The organism is Anaerobiospirillum sp. NML120448, from assembly GCF_023050945.1.
Lineage (GTDB): Bacteria > Pseudomonadota > Gammaproteobacteria > Enterobacterales > Succinivibrionaceae > Anaerobiospirillum.
On record NZ_JALKIM010000002.1, the window covers coordinates 78,097 to 96,811 of the forward strand.

Annotated in this window: 11 protein-coding genes; 7 read left to right on the plus strand and 4 right to left on the minus strand. The window is 38.3% G+C overall.

Annotated elements, in window-relative coordinates:
- Positions 1-115 precede the first annotated feature (115 nt).
- From glnD to MXE38_RS00915, 4 genes are all read right to left on the minus strand, one after another.
- Positions 116-2,794 carry a [protein-PII] uridylyltransferase gene (glnD, locus tag MXE38_RS00900; protein WP_246910100.1) on the minus strand — a complete coding sequence of 893 codons (2,679 nt, stop codon included), beginning with the start codon at positions 2,792-2,794 and terminating at the stop codon, positions 116-118.
- A gap of 796 nt (positions 2,795-3,590) precedes the next feature.
- Positions 3,591-4,385, minus strand: a complete 795-nt coding sequence (gene map, locus MXE38_RS00905; protein WP_246910103.1) for a type I methionyl aminopeptidase — start codon at positions 4,383-4,385, stop codon at positions 3,591-3,593.
- Between the two features lie 279 nt (positions 4,386-4,664).
- Complete coding sequence (locus tag MXE38_RS00910; protein WP_246910107.1) at positions 4,665-5,882, minus strand: substrate-binding domain-containing protein; 1,218 nt, start codon at positions 5,880-5,882, stop codon at positions 4,665-4,667.
- Positions 5,883-6,187: 305 nt separating this feature from the next.
- Entirely contained in the window at positions 6,188-7,555 is a 1,368-nt protein-coding gene (locus MXE38_RS00915) for a GntP family permease (RefSeq protein WP_246910109.1), read from the minus strand.
- Positions 7,556-8,048: 493 nt separating this feature from the next.
- Between MXE38_RS00915 and MXE38_RS00920 the strand changes: the two genes are divergently transcribed.
- The 7 genes from MXE38_RS00920 (at position 8,049) to MXE38_RS00950 (ending at position 18,205) form a co-directional block, all read left to right on the plus strand.
- Positions 8,049-8,570, plus strand: coding sequence for a gluconokinase (locus tag MXE38_RS00920; RefSeq protein ID WP_246910111.1), 522 nt, complete (start codon positions 8,049-8,051; stop codon positions 8,568-8,570).
- 183 nt (positions 8,571-8,753) lie between these two features.
- Complete coding sequence (gene edd, locus MXE38_RS00925) at positions 8,754-10,553, plus strand: phosphogluconate dehydratase (protein WP_246910113.1); 1,800 nt, start codon at positions 8,754-8,756, stop codon at positions 10,551-10,553.
- 840 nt (positions 10,554-11,393) lie between these two features.
- Positions 11,394-12,173: a transporter substrate-binding domain-containing protein gene (locus MXE38_RS00930; protein ID WP_246910115.1), complete on the plus strand. Its 780-nt coding sequence runs from the start codon at positions 11,394-11,396 to the stop codon at positions 12,171-12,173.
- A gap of 676 nt (positions 12,174-12,849) precedes the next feature.
- The gene (locus MXE38_RS00935) at positions 12,850-13,620 is read left to right on the plus strand and encodes an ABC transporter substrate-binding protein (protein WP_246910117.1); all 771 of its coding nucleotides are present in this window, start codon (positions 12,850-12,852) and stop codon (positions 13,618-13,620) included.
- A 317-nt stretch (positions 13,621-13,937) separates the two neighbouring features.
- The gene (locus MXE38_RS00940) at positions 13,938-14,714 is read left to right on the plus strand and encodes a transporter substrate-binding domain-containing protein (RefSeq protein ID WP_246910119.1); all 777 of its coding nucleotides are present in this window, start codon (positions 13,938-13,940) and stop codon (positions 14,712-14,714) included.
- Positions 14,715-15,150: 436 nt separating this feature from the next.
- Positions 15,151-16,782: a HAMP domain-containing methyl-accepting chemotaxis protein gene (locus MXE38_RS00945; RefSeq protein ID WP_246910121.1), complete on the plus strand. Its 1,632-nt coding sequence runs from the start codon at positions 15,151-15,153 to the stop codon at positions 16,780-16,782.
- Positions 16,783-17,467: 685 nt separating this feature from the next.
- Positions 17,468-18,205, plus strand: a complete 738-nt coding sequence (locus tag MXE38_RS00950) for a hypothetical protein (protein WP_246910124.1) — start codon at positions 17,468-17,470, stop codon at positions 18,203-18,205.
- Positions 18,206-18,715 lie beyond the last annotated feature (510 nt).

Genomic DNA, 18,715 nt, shown 5'->3' on the forward strand with positions numbered 1-18,715 from the left:
GCCATGAGCCCAGGCGCTCAGCCTTTGTGTCTGAGCTCTAGCTCAGAGCTCATGGCTCAGAGCTACTAGCTTTGCGCCCTCGTGCTTTGCATTTTCGCACTTTGAGCGCTTGGCTCTAGCGCTTAGATTGCTCGGCTTTTGGTGGATCTAAAGCTTCAATCAGAGCTTGCTCTAATTTATCTTTAGTGCGCTCGCTAAGCGGACGGCCTTGTCGATCTGTAACAGAAAAGAAGTCGTCAGCTCGCTCTCCTGTAGTAGTAATACGTGAGCTTCTTACCAAAAGATTGAACTTATCGAAAATAATGCCAATCTTAGCTAGTAATCCTGGCTGATCTAAGGCCGAGATCTCAAGATTAGTAGCCTCATTAGTGTGGTCTTCTAAGTAGTTAACGCCAGTAGGGATTTTAAAAATCTGCTTTTTACTATTGTCCCTTAACTTAGCAATTCTCTCTAAACTTGGCTCTTCATTAATACCTTTGATAATAGCCATACGAATAGAGTGCAAGCGCTCATTATCAATACAGCCACCCATTTGAGATTGGAACTTTAAAGTACAAATTGATTGGTTGAGCTTGTTTCTAATAAATTGAGCTGACTGAATGCTAAGGCGTTTTTGCGCCATGATATAAGCCAAGTAAGCAAAGTTAAACTTAGGGTTATGTTCCCTAAAAAAGATGAGCATTTCTGTGGCTGTATTCTTATGCTGAGCAAAAAGAATAAGAGGATGGTCTTCTACTCTAAAAGTCAAAATATTGCGAGTATGCCAAGCAATTTCTTGAGGTGTATAGTAGATAAAATACTCAGGCTTAAAATAAGACCAATAAGTTCTTATATCTTGCTCATTTAAATCCCTCATGTATTTAATGGCTAGCTCTTGGTTTTCATTAGCATGGAGCTTGATGTCATGAGGCATTTCCAAGCCATGACGTAGTGCTTGGCGAGTAGAAAAATAAAGTTGCTTAAAAACAATATCTTTCCATGAATTCCACTCACGATCATTGGTAGCACAAATATCTGCAACCGATAAGCAATATAAAAGGTTTAAATGCTCTTCATCTTGGACTTTCTTAGAAAATTCATTAACCACCTGAGGGTCATTGATATCGCGTCTTTGTGCAGTAGATGACATCATTAAGTGATTATAGACCAGCCATGATACTAGGCGGGTTTGATAAAGGGTATAACGGTGTAACTGGCAAAAATATAAAGCCTCACCTGCACCTAATTGAGCATGATGTCCACCTTGGCCCTTAGCAATATCATGGAGTAAGCCTGCAACTACTAAAATTTCAGGATTACTTAGCTGTGAGTAAACGTGCTTAAACAAAGTAAAGCTTTGATCTTTAGAGTGACTTAAGGATTCAAAGTTTTTAATTACTCTAATGGTATGTTCATCTACGGTATAAAGATGGAACATGTCAAATTGGCTTAAGCCCTCAATTTTTTCCCAAGAAGGCATATAAGCAGACAAAACTCTATGTTCATGCATTAAAGGAAAAGCAGTACTAGCAGCTTTAGGATCATCTAAGATGCTTTTAAAAATAGTTCTGCATTCTGGGATTTCTACTAAGTAGTTGGTCAAAGAGCGTCTGGTACGACGTAATAGACGTAAGGCATTAACATGCAGTCCTACTACCTCAGGATGCTTAGCCATAAGGTAAAAGATTTCCAGCATTTTGCTCTTATCATTTTCAAACACATCACGTGAAGTAACGTCAATTAAAGGGCCACGTCTAATAAAGTCATTGTTAATAAATTGGGTCTCATCGTCGCCCAAATGACCTGTAATACGTAGAACCTCCAGCTGCAAAGCCATAGAGTTTAATTCACGAATTCTACGTAATGTACGGTAGAGATCTCGCATCATGGTCTCTACTTGCTCATTAGAGTTTCCTACATAGCCTAAGAGCTGAGCTACACTTGGTTGACAATCAAGGCTTAGTCTATTGTCCTCACGGCGGGTACAAACATGAAGAGCATAGCGTACTTGGTAGAGTACATCACGAGATTCAATAAGCTCCTCATACTCCTCTTGACTTAAAAAGCCAAGATTGAGCATGTCCTCAGGAGTTTTAGCTTGAAAATGGAAATTAGCAATCCACTGCATAACGTGAATATCACGAATGCCGCCTGGGTTTTGTTTTAAGTCAGGCTCTAAAGCATAGGAGGTGTCTTTGTAAGCATGGTGACGCTCTAATTCTTCGGCTACCTTAGCGTGAAAGAAGCGCTTGGTATTCCAAGTACTATCTTTACTAATAGTATTTAAAAGAAATTCATATACCTTATAGTCACCACACAAAAAGCGATTCTCTAAAAGATTAGTACAGATAGTAAGATCAGCATTAACCTTTTCTAAGCATTCATCAATAGTTCGAACTGAGGAGCCAATATCCAACTTTAAATCCCATAAATATGAGATAAAAGAAGAAATTTGTTCTTGAGCCTCTTCAGATAACTTGTCTTGAGAGACAATTAATAAGTCTATATCTGACTTTAAGAACAGCTCACCTCTACCATAGCCTCCTACTGCTATCATAGCTAGTTTAGGTAAATTGTTGAGCTCAAAGTGCTCATAGAGGCTGCGCATCATCTCATCTACGTAGTGGGTGCGATAATCAAGTAGGGATGCAATGCTGTAGCCTTCATTAAAGAAATTAACTAAGCGCTCTTCTAGAAAAGATAAATACTCACGTCCTGTCTTAATATTAGTAATATCAAGCTCACAAGAACATGGCTGCTGTGCTACCAAGTCAGCACTAATTTGTTTATGAGGTAGACAGATGTGGGTATACATGGACATCTCCTAATATCACGAGCTGATCTTAACTGTAAATTCTAAATAATTTTGCTAAACAATGTTTACCTAAAAAGAAAATTAATTACTCAAGCCTATCATCCCAGTGCCATCCAGCCATAAAAGATGCTGCTATAAATGCAAAAGCTGCCCACAAGCAACTACCAAAATTGGCCAATCATTAATTACAGCATAATATATCTACATTCCATGATTTGCCCCTAAGCTTATTAGTAATTATGTGGCAGCAAACCAACCGACAAACCGACAAATAAACTAACCTTGCCTTCAACCAACCATCGATGCAGAAAAACTACAAGTGAGGTAGCAATAATGCTTGTATGAGGAAAGCTGGGTCAAGTAACTTGTTTGCTCGTTAATAGCATAGCCTTAGTTAATAGGTAAAAATACAGCTAAAGGCAAGGATAAAAGCTACAAGTGAAGCTCTTAAGTTAAAAGTATTGTCCTTATAAATGACAAAGGTAAGATGAGTTGCCAAATTTTGACAGCCAAGAGTTAAGCGCCAAGAGCCAAGGGCTAATGCTAAGCTGAGCTTAAGCAAGAGTGAGTAAGAGTAGGAATGATGGTGGTGGGTTTTAGAGACAACAAAGCCTACTTTGAGTCAGTAGGCTTTGCAGTTTTGCTCAATGTTTAATTGGACTTTAATAGAGTCGAGCTCTATTTTGCTTGCTTGCGCTAGCTAGCAAGTGCGGGCGCTAGTAAGCCAAGTGAGCGATAACGAGCAGGGGCAATTGCGCAGCTATTGCGTTGCGCTGCGCAGCTCGATGCGGCACTCTTAGGCATTGTGAAGAATGCGTGGGATTACGGCCTCTTCTTCAGGGCGTAAAGTTAGAATTTCACAGCCGTCTTGAGTTACTAAAATAGTGTGCTCAAATTGAGCGGATGCTGTTTTGTCAGCTGTAGTTACAGTCCAACCATTTTTCTTGTTAACCTTACACTTGTAAGTACCAATATTAATCATTGGCTCAATAGTAAAGGTCATACCTGCTGCTAGTAATACGGAGTTGCGATTGCGATAGTGTAAAACAGTTGGTTCATCATGGAAGACATTAGAAATGCCGTGACCACAGTAGTCACGAACAATAGAAAAGCCCTCTCTATCAGCAATACGTTGAATAGTCTCACCAATATCCATTAAGTTAGCACCAGCTCTTACTACCTTTAGCGCTGCATAAAGAGCTTCTTGAGTAGTATTAACTAAACGCTGGTTAATAGGGCTGGTCTTGCCACCAACAATAAACATCTTAGAGGTATCACCGTAGTATTTGTCTTTAATTACAGTGACATCAACGTTAACAATATCGCCATCGTGTAATACTCTATGTCCTGGAATACCGTGACATACTTCCTCGTTTACAGAGATACATACACATTTTGGGTAACCATGATAGCCCAAGCAAGCAGAAATAGCTTTTTGATGGTTTTCAATATAATCTTGGCAGAGAGCGTCAAGCTCGCCAGTGGTAACGCCACTTTTTACATGAGGCTCAAGCATTACTAAAACGTCAGCAGCTAGCTTACCAGCAATGCGCATCAACTCTATTTCTTTTGGGCTTCTAAGAGAGATCATTGGTTTTTCCTCAACTAAAATATGGGCTCAAGTAAAACTTATCGGTAAAGATTAAGATAGCTGCAAGCAAGTAATAGGTCAAACTTGTTAAGTTTTCTTGTGAAAAGTAAGCTCTATTGAGCCTAGGTGAGGGTGAACTTGAAGTTTCTACACTATAAATGATTTGCTTATTCTTTACAGATAATTAAAGATAGTGTCCTTGGCTTTAGCCTAGGCTAACTATCTTTAACGTGTGCTATTTTAAGCCAACTTTTTATGTTGTGCTATTGATTCTTGCAACTATCTTAATTTAGAAGTGACTTGGGAAGAAGACAGTAGCTGACAAGGTAGCTTGAGGGCGTAGAGAGTATCAAAAAGACGAGAAATATTAGTATGCTCCTCAGCTTTTAAGGTTTCTCCTAAGCTAAGCATTGGGAATAGCTCAATTTTTGGAGAAATAGGGCCTTCTCTTTTAATTCTTTGAATAATAAAGTCGATGGCCATTTTGCCCATTTCTTTACGGGCGGTAATGACTGAGGTTAACTTAGGAATAGTAGTAGTACCAATATTAAGACCGTTATAGCCTAAAACAGCAATTTGATCTGGAACCTTAATGCCCATTTCAACACAGGCAATCATAGCGCCAATGGCTACGTCATCATTAGTACAGAAAATAGCGTCTAAATTAGGTACGTCATGAAGGGCCTTACGCATCATGTCAGCACCACGAGAGAAGTTAGAGCGCTCTGAGGAACCAAAGACATAAGTATCAAGCTGGGCTTCACGACAAGCTAGTTCATAACCGTACTGTCGATCCATATTACGCTTATCTAAACGAGCGCTTAAATATGCGATATTTTTACGGCCACTATCAATTAGTCCCTTAATAGAAGCATAAGCAATTTTGACATGATCATAGCCAATGTTCATATCAATTGACTTATCAAGCAAACTCATAAGCTCAACTACAGGAATATTGGTAGTTTTAAGGCTCTTAAGGGTAAGAGGAGTATGCTGAGCCTCAGTTAAAATCATGGCATCTACTTGATAGGAAAGTAGCTGCATGACTTTACGCTCTTCATTTTCTTCTTTATAGGAAGTATGTGCGATTAAGACATCATAGCCATACTCACTAGCTCGTTCTTCTACACCCTCAATAAGATCAGAAAAAAGTAAGTTAGAAAATGAAGAAACAGCAAGGCCAATAGTTTTGGTGCTTGCTTGAGAAAGCATAACAGGCGCACGGTTAGGCACATAACCCACTTCATCGATAACCGCTTTGATCTTAAGACCAGTATTTTGGGCTACGGTTTTTGGGTTTTTAAGATAGCGCGAAACCGTCATCTTAGTAACACCAACCTTTTGGGCAATGTCTTCGAGGGTAATGCGTTGTCCTTTCATCAAATATGGCGCTAATACCTGCTCATAAAGAGCTTGGCTTAAACGCCCTCCTTTCTTAATTTTAAAACCAACGTTAAGCTGTGATAAAAATCTGTCTAAATAATAGATATCAGACACAGAGTCGCTCTATAGCTTTTAGCTACGAGAGTGGTAGAGGGATATTCTAAAAGCATAATACAACATGCAAATATTAAGTCCCTTTCCCTGTGTATGATATAGAAAATCACACCATGAAATTACCATTATAAGCAAAATTAGCTTATATGTGGGCAAATGTGTGTTTATTGAGCATCAATGACCTAAAAATTAGCTTTTTGCTCATTATTCAATAAAAAAGCCCTCTTAAAGAGGGCTTGCAATGACTATTAATATGGGATGATGTACATCCACAAATCAGTGGTGTGTGTGTTAATTAATAGAATTTAAGCAATGATATATATAATAGCTGCAATGGCAAAACCAATAACACCAATTAAAGTCTCTAATACAGTCCAAGTCTTTAACGTGGTCTTTTCATCAATGCCATATAAGCCTTTAAATAACCAGAAGCCAGAGTCGTTAAAGTGAGATAACACAACAGAGCCAGCAGCTACAGCTACTACAATGGTACAAATCTCAATTTGTGATAAGTCAGTGCCAGCTAAAGTTGGAGCAATAAGAGCTGCTGTAGTAGTTAAAGCTACAGTGGCAGAACCTTGAGCTACACGTAAACAGGCTGAAATAATGAATGCTGCACAGATTACTGGAATACCAAGGTCTGATAAGGTGGAGGCTAAGGCATCACCAATTCCAGAGGTACGTAAAATACCACCGAACATACCACCAGCACCAGTTACTAATACTACGGAGCAAATAGGGGCTAAAGCTTTATCACAGAACTTCTCTAACTGCTTCATACCAAACTCTTTTCCAAACACAACTAAGCAAAGAAGTAGGGTAATTAATAAGGCAATAGGAGTTTGACCAAAGATAGTTAAGAAAGAGAGCATCTCACTCTTAGGTAAAGCACCTGTAGATTGTAAGGTAGTAATACCAGTGTTAATAAAAATTAAAATTACAGGAGTTAAGAGGATAGCTAATACGGTAGCGAACTTAGGTGGTGTCACCTTTACTTGATCTTGGCTATCATCGCTAAAGAGCTCAGGAACCTTAACAAACCACTTCTTACCGCACCAAAGACCAAATAAGTAAGATGATAAGTACCAAGTTGGTAAGGCAATACATAAGCCTACAAATACTAGTAAACCAACATTAGCACCAAGAACACTAGCAGCAGCAACTGGACCTGGGTGTGGTGGTAAGAATACGTGCATTACAGAGAAAGCACCAGTGGCAGGCATAGCATACATAAGTAAGGAGCCGCCTAATCTCTTGCCTACAGACAAGATAACAGGGAGCATTACTACTAAGCCAGCATCAAAGAAAATAGGGAAAGCAAAGAGTAGTGAGGCAATACCTAGAGCTAAAGGAGCTTTCTTTTCTCCCAAGATTTTAATCAAGGTATCAGCTAGCACTTGAGCGCCACCTGATTGCTCTAAAATCTTACCAATCATGGCTCCTAAGCCTACCAGTAAGGCAACAGAGGCTAAAGTGCCTCCAAAGCCTGACATCATTCCAGGAATGATTTTATCGTAAGGAATGCCTGTGGCTAAGGCGGTAAAAGCTGAAACAACAACTAGAGAGGCAAAGGCATGCACTCTTAGTTTCATGATTAACACTAAAAGAACTACTACAGCAATACATGCTACAGATAGTAGATAACTAGTGGAATGAGCAAGTGTTTGTTCCATAGTTACTTCCTCTTAATTCTTAATTTAACTAACTAAAAAGCTACAAAGCAAAACTTTATGTTACTGATAACATGTAACAAATATGATACTGGTAACAATGGAAAAAGCAAGCTTGTTTTTTCATCAAATTTTTTAAACAGTGATCTATATCTAAAAACTGACAATTAAATTTTTTACGGAATTTATGGGAAAAAATTGCTCTTTTTGTCACTTTTAAAAGTGGTGATAAGCAAGACATGGTAAGCAATTTAACACTATCACAAGAATGACTATAAATTGAGGAGCGGGCGCTCTAAAAAGCTGGCGAAAAATTTTTTGTCGTCAAAAATGTTACCAATAACTATTCAAAATTAAATTTGAATCCTATATACTGGTTATCGGTAACATTGCAAAGCGAGCTAAGCTTTGTAGTCACCTTAAATTAAGCTTTGGTGCTTAAAGAAAAGTTTCTTTTACTGTTTGCTTTGTAGTTTGTTAATTTGTGGAGCTAATAATGATTGATGTCATTAAATGCGTAGTGATGGGCGTATGTGGTTCAGGAAAGACTTCTGTAGCTCAGGCTATCGCTCATAAGTACAACGCTACTTTTATTGATGGTGATGACCTTCATCCTCGCGCCAATATCGTAAAGATGGCCTCAGGCAATCCTTTAAATGATGAGGATAGAGCTCCTTGGCTTGAGCGCATTGGTGATGTGTTTTTCTCACTACAACGCCGCAGCTTATCTGGTGTAGTAGTTTGCTCTGCCCTTAAGAAAAGCTATCGTGACATTATTCGTAAAGATAATGACGGTTTGATCTTTATCCACTTACGTGGCTCCATGGAAACTATTTTAGAGCGCATGGCTGCTCGTCAGGGTCATTATATGAAAAAGGAAATGGTGCAAAGCCAATTTGACACTTTGCAAATTCCTGGTGATGATGAGCCTGATGTAATTGAAGTTTGCATTGAAAAGCCTCTAGATGAAGTAATTAATGATGTAATTACTAAGTTAGAGCAGCGTCTTGCTAAATAAAGCATCATTGACTGACTTACAATACTAATTACCAGTTGGGCTTTAGCCCTAAATTTAGGCTCTAACCAGCTATTTTTTACCAGCTAATTTTTGTGAGCCTGTTTGTTGTTTAGAAATTTGCCTCGAGTTTAACGCCTTATTTAGGTGCCAAGAGACAAGTATTGATAATTTTGAGAGGATCAAATGTTAAATAACGTTGTTGCCAAGGTAACTCAAAATCTTGAAGAGCGCTCTGTAGAGGGTCGTAATGCTTATTTAAAGATGATCTCAGATCAAGAAAAGCTTGGTCGTGCTCGTGGTTTTTTAACATGTTCTAACTTAGCCCACGCAGCAGCAGGTACTGATTTAGCTGATAAAAAAGATGTAGTTAATGCTCAAAAGGCTAATATTGGTATTATTTCCGCCTATAACGATATGCTTTCTGCTCACTGCCCATATCGTTTATATCCAGAAGCTTTAAAAGAGTCTGTACGTAAGGTAAATGCTACAGCTCAGGTAGCTGGTTGTGTTCCTGCTATGTGTGATGGTGTGACCCAAGGTCAGCCTGGCATGGACATGTCCTTATTCTCTCGTGATGTTATTGCACAAAGCGTTGCTATTTCTTTAAGCCACAACTGCTTTGATGGTGCCTTATTATTAGGTATTTGCGATAAGGTAGCCCCAGGTTTAGTAATGGGTGCCGCTGCCTTTGGTCACTTGCCTGTAGCTTTCGTTCCAGCAGGCCCTATGGGTACTGGTATCTCTAACGATAAGAAAACAGAGATCCGTCAAAAGTATGCTGCAGGTGAGCTTGATAAGAGTGCTCTTCAAGAGATGGAGTGCTGCTCCTATCATAGCCAAGGCACTTGTACTTTCTATGGTACTGCCAATACTAACCAATTAGTGTTTGAGGCCATGGGCTTGATGTTACCTGGTTCTGCCTTTATTCCTCCTAACACTCAATTACGTGCAGCTCTTAACGATTATATTGCTCAAGCTATTGTTGATAAGACTGTAGTTGGTGCTCACCCAATGCCTTTATATAAGGTAGTAACTGCTAAGAATATTATTAACTCCTTAGTAGCTTTATTAGCCTCTGGTGGCTCAACTAACCATACCTTACACTTAGTTGCTGTAGCTAAGGCCTTTGGTTATACCTTAACTTGGCAAGATATTTCAGACTTATCTGATGTTGTTCCTTTATTAGTTAATGTTTATCCAAATGCTAAGGCTGATATTAATGCACTACAGCAGGCTGGCGGTGTACCTGTATTAATGAAGGCTTTATCACGCCGTCATTTAGTACACGAGGACGTTAATACTGTTGTTGCAGACTTTGCTTCTCAATTAACCACTCCAATTGTTGAAGATGGTGTATTAAAGTTTGTCGATTGCGGCGAGACTAAGGACGACAAGGTTTTAATCTCTGATGAAACCAATGCCTTCCAACAAAGCGGTGGCTTAAAGGTATTAAATGGTAATTTAGGCCGCTCTGTAATTAAGATTTCTGCTGTTGCTCCTGAGCATCGCCATGTTAAGGCCCCAGCTGCCGTATTTAATGACCAGTATGAAGTTAAGAAGGCCTATGAAGAGGGCAAGCTTAATCATGACGCTGTGATTGTAGTACGTTATGCTGGTCCTGCTGCCTCTGGTATGCCTGAGCTTCATATGTTAATGCCTGTATTAGGTAACTTACAAAAGGCAGGCTATAAGGTTGCCTTGTTAACTGACGGTCGTTTATCTGGCGCATCTGGCAAGATCCCATCAGCCCTGCACGTAAGCCCAGAGGCTTTACGTGATGGTAAATTAGCTTTATTACGTGATGGCGATATGATTGATTTTGATGCTGAAAACGGCACTGTAAACTGCTTAGAGGACTTATCTGGTCGTGTCCCAGAGCATCCAAATACTGAGGCTAATGAGCAAACCTTTGGTCGTTACTTATTTAAGGTATGCCGTGACAAGGTAGGCTCAGCAGAAGAGGGTGCCACCTTCTTGTTCTAATTCGTTATTTAAACAACAACAAAAACTCACATTTATTTAAATCTAAAACGCCATGGTATCCCAAAACGACCATGGCGTTTTTTTACCCTAATCAATCCCTCCTGTACCCAGCCCATGAGCGGCCAATCTCTACACTCTACACAGCCACGACTTAGTAAGCAGCCTTTCTCTGTTGCAGTCCATGAGCGGCCACCCTTTAGACGCTGCTTGAACTTTAAACTTCACAGTAAAGCAGTAAGCTTTACTATGCGTAATTTCACAGTGATTTAGGTGTGTGATTTGTGTTAATTATGTTCATGCACATAAAGCTAGATTAGTTAAGGCTAATAGATATCGATAAGTTTTCTAAAAACAAGATATATAGGCATTTTAGGTAAATTATTTAAAGTGATTTAAAAACTTGAGGTTGATCACTGTTTAAACACAATATGTGCAATAGTTTTTTCTTGTTGTGCTAATTAAGCTATGCTAGGAAAAATGAAATGTTGCACCTATGAGTAGTAGAAAAGTACTAACAAACAAACGGTGAAAGTTAGGTAATTTCTTGTACTTAAAGCAGCATTTTTGGAAGAACATCTCTTTAATTTATTAAAAGCGATCTTAAGCGAGTTTAAGTTTTTTACTTGTACTGCTATTTAGCAAACGATGTCATTAGGGATGGTTGATTCTCGTTGGCTATTAAGATGGGAATGAGGCACTTTGTGCGCTGTTGTCTTATTTAGAGTTTAACAAGATCGCTAATTGGAGTTAAAACCAATGAGACAGCAATCCTTGCTTTGTAAATGTTTAGGTTTAGCAAAAGTGATACGCCTTAATATTGGCACTGTGATAGCTCTATTAATGGTAGGGTTAAGCTGTGCTGTTTGTTCGCCAGCTAATGCCATTATTAGATTAGATCAAAAGGGTGATCATGTTGAGTATTTACAAGCCCTTAAAGGAGTAAAACTAAAGATCATGGTCGAAACAAATAATGCTCCTTTTGCTTTTTTAGAGGGTAATTTTGCTCGTCCTATTGGCTATGATATTGATGTTATATACGCTTTGCAAAGAAGACTAAGTTTTGAGCTCGAGGAAAATCGCTTCTTTCCTACCAGTACAGAAAATGGCTTTAAGATGCTTGAGCTTAAAGAAGCAGATATCTTGATAGGTGGTATTACCTATGATGAAAAGAGACTTAATAAGTCAGAGGCATCTAAAGTAATTTTTAGCTCAGGTCTTAGCTATATTTACTCTCCTAATACCAAGAAAATTGACTCTTTGGCCTCCTTAAAAGGTTCATTAGTAGGTGTTAAGCCTAATTCCCCAGCTGAGGATTATGTAAATAGAGTTTTAGGCGGCAAGACCATTTTGTTTCACAACAGTGTGTTGGCTTTTTATGAGTTAGCCCAAGGTAAAATAGATGCTGTAGTAGCCGATCGTCCTTCCTTACTTTATTTTGCTAAGACAATGCCTATTTTCCATCTGGCTGTTTCTGATGATATTTTTGATATTTACAGTGGACAATTTGTCATTTACTTACAAAAGAACTCACCATACACCGAAATAATAAATAAAACTCTAAATAGTCTTGAAGCTGATGGAACTTTATACAAGCTACGCAAAAAATGGTTCTCAGAATAGATTACTACAGACTATATTGAGCTTAAGGAAAAGGCATGGGGCATCAACCTGTGCCTTTTTTTGTTTATATGGCTATACCTCAGAAAAAATGGTTTGGTAATTTTTTAAATTTTATATAAGATTATCAATATGATAATTTATATCTATTTGAGGGCAAGATGGAGCACTAATAATTCAAATTTAGATGGTAAAAAAAACAATTTTCTTAAAAAGCTTGTCCTACAAATTTTTTTAAGCTCCAAGCTCATTATTTTAGGTTTTATAAACAGCTCTTTGCGCTAAAAATCAAAGTTATGACACTTAATCCAAAAAAGTATTCAGGATGTATAGCTAGGACAAATTGCTAATATAATGGCCAGAAGAATTTTTTAATTTAAGAAAATGGCTTAGTTGGTCGTTAAAGTACTTGATAAGTATTTTTAGTTAGTACTTTTTGTGTGGTATTGATTTTAAATTATCTTTGCAAAATTCATTTATGTAGTTAATTTTGTCCTAATGTTTTCTTTTGGTTAGCTACAAATTTAAAAAAACATAAGGCAGAATGAACAGCCGTTTTATTGTTGCCTATACCATGAATGACATCAATCAAGGCTTTTAAGCTAGGTATGGGTAATTTAGTTGTTGAATTTCTATTGAAGATATCTACCTTTTAGGTGATTAAAAGGGGGAGCTGGTGATGAGGTTGAAGAACCAAATTTGGGCTGGAATTGTTTCCACCTTTTTATCTGTTTGTTCTCTTTCTTCTGCCCAAGCTGCAGGCGAGTTGCAACATATTACTTTATCAATTTTCGTAAATCCAGTTGGTGCACCCCAAGCCTTTTTACATGATGATTTGGTTCATCCTATGGGTGTGGATATTGATATTGTTTATGAGCTCCAAAGACGCTTAATGTTCAATATTAAAGATAACCGTGTTTATCCTCTACCACGTACTGATGGCTTTGCCCGTTTACGTAATGGAACAGCTGATTTAGTAATTGGCGGTATTTCCTATACAGAAGAACGTGCTCAAATTTATGACTTTACCCCAGTTTTTTGGCAATCTAGTTTAGGTGTTCTCTATAGCAAGCGCAGCAATATCACTAGCGAACAAGATCTTAAAGGCAAGAGAATTGGTGTTAAGGAAGGCTCTCCAGCTACTCCATATGTTGAGGCTTTGGGAGCAACACCTGTTTATTTTAATAATTTAACTTTAGCTGCCTTTGAGGTAGCCAATGGTGATTTAGATGGTCTAATTTATGATCGTCCTCCAATTAAAGATTTTGTCATGAATGTTAAATCAGCTAATTTAGATGTTACTAATAGTGAGTTTGGTCAAGAGAGTTGTATGTATGCTTTTGCACTTGCTAAAGACTCTCCTTATACCAAAATAATCTCTCAGACCATTTTGGAGATGATGGCTGATGGTACAATAGATAGTATTTTAGAAAAGTGGAAAACCAAATAATGGCCATTAGTGCACTTAATAAGGTTTTAACTCATAATTAATCCGCAATATCTAAAATAGTCGTTCAATTTGCTTCTTTGTGGGATTTGAAAAAATAACTTATCTAATTAGCACTTAACTTAATTCCTAGAAATAAGGCAGATTAGATAATTATTTCTTAATCTCCCAGAGGAGCTATTTGAAAAATAAGCAAGCAATATATTTTTTGCAATGAACAGATTAGTTTGCAGTGAGAACTAATTCTTGTAATTAATAACAACTTTTTTGTTTGGCGAAAGTTTAAAAGTTTCTTTATTATTATTTAGAGACAGATAGATATGAGAGTAGTAAAGAGAATAGGTGTATTACTGTCTGCCTTAATGTTGGGGTTAGGACTATCTACCAATGTTTTAGCAGCAGGAGAGTTAAAAGGTAAAACACTAACGGTAGTTATTAATCCCGTTGGTGCACCGTTAGCATTTTTAACCGATGACTTAGAACATCCACAAGGCATTGATGTTGATATTATTTTAGAATTACAAAAGCGCTTAGGTTTTAAACTTACTGAAAACCGTATTTTCCCTGAGGCTTTTACAGATGGTATGGAGCGTGTTCGCACTGGTAAAGCTGATATTTTGGGTGGTGGTGTTTCCTATACCGTAGCTCGTACTGAAGAATTTGATTTTTCTCCAATTTACTATGAGTCATCTTTGGCTTTGCTCTATAGCAAGAAATATAATCCTGACATTAAAACTTTAATTGATATTAAGGGTAAGACTATTGGCGTGCAAATGGGATCTACCTCTGAGCATTATGCCAATATGTTTCATGCTACACCTGTGATTTTTAATAATGTAATGTTAGCTTATTTCCAAGTGGCAAGAGGCAAAATGGATGGCATTATTTTTGACCGTCCTGAAGTAGCTGATTTTGCTCGTGTTATGCCGGCTCTAGACTTAGCAATTACCAATGATACTTTTGGTGCTGATGATTGCCAATTTGCTTTACTGTTAACTAAAGACTCTCCTTATCGTGAGATCATTGCTTACACTATGGAGCAAATGTTTATGGATGGCACTATTGATTCCATAAAAAACAAGTGGCAGGCTAAGTAAGATTTTGCTATCTAATAGTCTTAACTATTAGGTGCGTGAGCTAAGGGAGATAAAAGATAGCTTTTAGTAGAGCAAGGTCTTATTATCGTAACCTTAGATTTTATATATCTATACTAGTTAGCTAGTACTAGCTTTCAAAAGTTTATTCCCCTGTTTTAAATTAGCAAAACCTCGAGTTTACTAGCTTTAAGTAGCATTTAAGGGGGACGAACTTTTGAAATCCAGTACTAGCTAGTAATATGATATTTGGGTATCAAGTGTTTAAAGTTTTCTTAGCTGCAGAACTTCATGTAGTTAAGGTATTTTCAGTATCAAAAATAATTTTTTATTATTAGGTTTTGTTGATTTTGGTACTAAAGATATGTTTTGACACGAAACTTTTAATAGGGCTTGAGTTTAAACTCCAGAATATGGCTGGATTTAGGGAGTAGTTATCATGTCGATTATTAGTAATGTCAAAATGAGAACTAAACTCTTAATGGGTTTTGGTATCATTTTGTTCTTAACTATGTGTATTGCAACCATTTCAGTACAGGCTTTATTTGCTAGTACCAGTGTTGCTGATGACGTTAGACAATTAATTGATACTCGATTTGAGCGTGTCTTAATAGCTAATAGTCGTTTTGTTCAATCTGATAATGCTTTATCTAACTATTTAACTCCAGGCAACGTTAACGCCGATAATCGTGCCAAGTTTGAGAAAGCTTTGACTTCAGCTGCCAGTGAATTAGATAAGATTAAAGTTGATAGCCAATACTTTGGTAATTCTTTAGATCGTTTAAATCAGCTTGCAAAGCAATACGAAGAGCTTTATCACATGGTAATTGTTCCGCTAGTTGATGCAGGCAAACCATATGATGCTCTAGCTTTTTTCTTATCTGAGATGCAGCCAATTTCCTCAGAGATGACCAAAATTACAGCTACTATGAGCCGTGCGGTAGTGCGCAATGTTAAGGAATCTGTAGGTTCCTTACAAGATACTACTATGGCTTTCGTGGTAGTAGCTATTGCTGCTGGTATCGTAGTTGTAGGCATTTTAATTTCTGTTTATGTATCAGCTGCTATTAGTGCTAATTTACGTGTTGGTGTAGCTGCTGCTAACGAAATTGCCAAGAACAATCTTAATGTACCAGTTAAAATTTATAGTAAGGACGAATTTGGTGAGTTAGCTCAAGCCTTACGTGTAATGCGTGATGACTTAAGTGAATCTGTATCTTTAATTAGAAACTTAGCTTTTGACCTTAATAAAGAATTAGACGGTACCAAGAACTCTGCTAATAGCATTATGACCTCTTCTCGTGAGGCTGAACAGCAGGTTATTTCTGTGGCTGCTGCTTCTAATCAAATGGTTTCTACTACTCAAGAAATTGCTGCTAACTGTGAGCGTGCTGCTCAGCTTGCGGATCAATCAAGCAACGTAACTCAGGATAGTGTGAAGTTAATTCGTACCACTATTGAGGACATTCGTAATCAGTCTAAGTACACCACTGAAGATGCTCAGAAGGTTCAAGCTTTAGCTGAGCAAACCCAAAAGATTGGCTCTATTGTTGGTACCATTGATGAGATTGCCGCTCAGACTAACTTACTAGCATTAAACGCTGCTATTGAGGCTGCTCGTGCTGGTGAGGCTGGTCGTGGCTTTGCCGTGGTAGCTGACGAAGTTCGTGCCCTTGCATCTCGTACTAGTGCCTCTACCCAAGAGATTTCTGCCATGGTTAGCCAGGTGCAAAAGGATGCCTCTGAGGCCACTGCTTCCATGAATGAGTCTGTAGAGAAGATCAATACTGTAGCTGATCGTGCTGCTGATATTGAGAGCACTCTTAACAGCATTATTGAGTACGTAGGTCAGGTAAATGACCAAATTCGTATGATTGCAACAGCCGCCGAAGAGCAGACTACTGCTACCTCTGAGATTTCAGCTAATATGCAAAAGATCACCTCTGATACTGAGGAGATTGTAAGCTCTGCTGAAGAGGCAGTACAACGCTGTGATTTATCGGTTAACTCTATTAATGACTTAGTCGCTAGCTTAGCTCGCTTCAAGTTGCGTGAAGGCAAAATTGACTAATAGCTAGCTGTAAAAGATAGGTTCCAGCCTTTTAGCCCAAACCTATCGCCTAAAAAAGCACCTTAGAGACTCCCTCTAAGGTGCTTTTTTAATGCCCAAACAGTCCTCTATCTTACAAACTTTCCTTTAAAACACCCCCACCATCGTCCAGTCCCATCAGCCTTGCCGCCGCTGCGCTTAGCTTCTCCTCGCTGCCGCACCAGCGCCTAGTTGCTGTGCTGCTGCGCTGTTTACTTGCGCCCAGCGTCTTAACACTGTGCTGCGCTTAGCGCCAGGGTACCTTGTTCTTCACTCTGCATGCTGTGAACTACGAACGTTTAAACTCAGTAGCACTTGAAACTCTGTGCTTATTGCTCTACAGATTGCACTTATTGATAAAAGATTGTCTCTAGCGCAACGAATGGTATTTCGTACCACGTTCTAGTGCGCACTGCGCACCATGCTTTTTGTTAGTAGTGATGCAAATTGCCCTCAAATGATGCTTAATTAATAAAGTATGAAAAATTGTTTTTTTGAGTTTAATATATTTGTTGCGCATCAACTCTAAGCTAAAACAATGTAATTGGTTGGCGCTCTTAGTTAAGAGAATTCTATTTTGAGTTAGTTGCAAGCATCTTTAGAGCTACTAGATTTTAATGTACATAATTTTGGGCATGTGCCTACCATAATATTTTGAGGCTTAAGCATGATTGAACTTATTAGATTAAGAAGACGCATGCACTATGGTGTAGGGCCAATTGTGGCAATGGCTATCACCGCCATGTTGTTTTTAAGCTTGTCTAGAATTTGCCTTTCTTTATGGCAGTTAGACACAATTACAGATGTGTCTTTGGGGTGGATTTTAACTCAAGGTTTACGTGTTGATTTTGCCTCAGTCTGCGGCTTATATGCATTGCCTTTACTGATCTTATTGATAGGCTCAATGAATCCTTATGTTAGAGTGCCTCGTATCATTTTATTTATCATTAGAGTCTATGGCACTTTGGCTTTTGCCTTTTTAGTTTTTAATGAGTTGCTTACTCCTTGGTTTATCGCAGATTACGGCACTAGACCCAACCATATCTTTGTAGGTTATCTAACAGACTTTAGTGATTTAATTAGCGTTTTATGGTCAGCTCATAAGTTAGTGTTATTTAGTACTTTTATTGGTACCTTACTTAGCTTCTATTTGGGATTTAAGCTCAATAGTTATTTTATGCGTAGCTATCGCCAAGGAACTTTCAAGTACAACATTCTTGCTTTAGTTTTAACTATTTGCATTGTACCTTTAGGCATTCGCTCTAATTTCCAAGGCAAACCATTTAGTCCTGACATGCTTGAGATTAGCCAAAATAGTATAGCCAATGCTTTACCTCTTAACTCAAGTTATAGCGCTGTTTACAGCATGTTCCACTTAGATGAACTGCTCTTAAAAAACGATTAGAGTTTCAAAACAAGCATCCTATGCGCTAGTGCTGATATCTCAGCACTAGCGCATAGACGCTATCCAAGCTTACAGCCTATCACCACTCCCAATTCCCAAATCACAAGATTCAGATCCTAGATGCCATTTCAATCTAAGTTAAGAAGCCTGATTCATACTAACCAAAGGGATGCTTATTAATACTTCTAGCAGCTGACAAGCCTAAAGCCTCACCATTTTTATTGCCTTTCTTATCAAGAATAACTTTAACTGCCAAATAGAAAATACCAGTACCAAGCACAGCTTGCTTAGCAATAGGAAAAGCCCATGGCTGATAAAAACTTGGCCTGTAGACTTTACATATTAATCAACTAGAGTTTGGTCTGGGGCTGTGTTAACTAGTAATAGCGCCAGCTTGGCTGGCGCTAGGTGCTTGGTGTGGCTAGGGTGGTGGCAAGGTGATTGGGTGATGGATAAAATTGATTTATGTCGATTTGTATGGTTGAGGTAGGGGCAAGTGGGCTTTTTTGA

Coding starts and splice junctions, on each gene's coding strand:
- edd (WP_246910113.1), top strand. CDS start 8,754: ATGTTAAATAACGTTGTTGCCAAGGTAACTCAAAATCTTGAAGAGCGC.
- MXE38_RS00915 (WP_246910109.1), bottom strand. CDS start 7,555: ATGGAACAAACACTTGCTCATTCCACTAGTTATCTACTATCTGTAGCA.
- MXE38_RS00945 (WP_246910121.1), top strand. CDS start 15,151: ATGTCGATTATTAGTAATGTCAAAATGAGAACTAAACTCTTAATGGGT.
- MXE38_RS00940 (WP_246910119.1), top strand. CDS start 13,938: ATGAGAGTAGTAAAGAGAATAGGTGTATTACTGTCTGCCTTAATGTTG.
- MXE38_RS00950 (WP_246910124.1), top strand. CDS start 17,468: ATGATTGAACTTATTAGATTAAGAAGACGCATGCACTATGGTGTAGGG.
- MXE38_RS00935 (WP_246910117.1), top strand. CDS start 12,850: ATGAGGTTGAAGAACCAAATTTGGGCTGGAATTGTTTCCACCTTTTTA.
- MXE38_RS00930 (WP_246910115.1), top strand. CDS start 11,394: ATGGTAGGGTTAAGCTGTGCTGTTTGTTCGCCAGCTAATGCCATTATT.
- glnD (WP_246910100.1), bottom strand. CDS start 2,794: ATGTATACCCACATCTGTCTACCTCATAAACAAATTAGTGCTGACTTG.
- MXE38_RS00920 (WP_246910111.1), top strand. CDS start 8,049: ATGATTGATGTCATTAAATGCGTAGTGATGGGCGTATGTGGTTCAGGA.
- map (WP_246910103.1), bottom strand. CDS start 4,385: ATGATCTCTCTTAGAAGCCCAAAAGAAATAGAGTTGATGCGCATTGCT.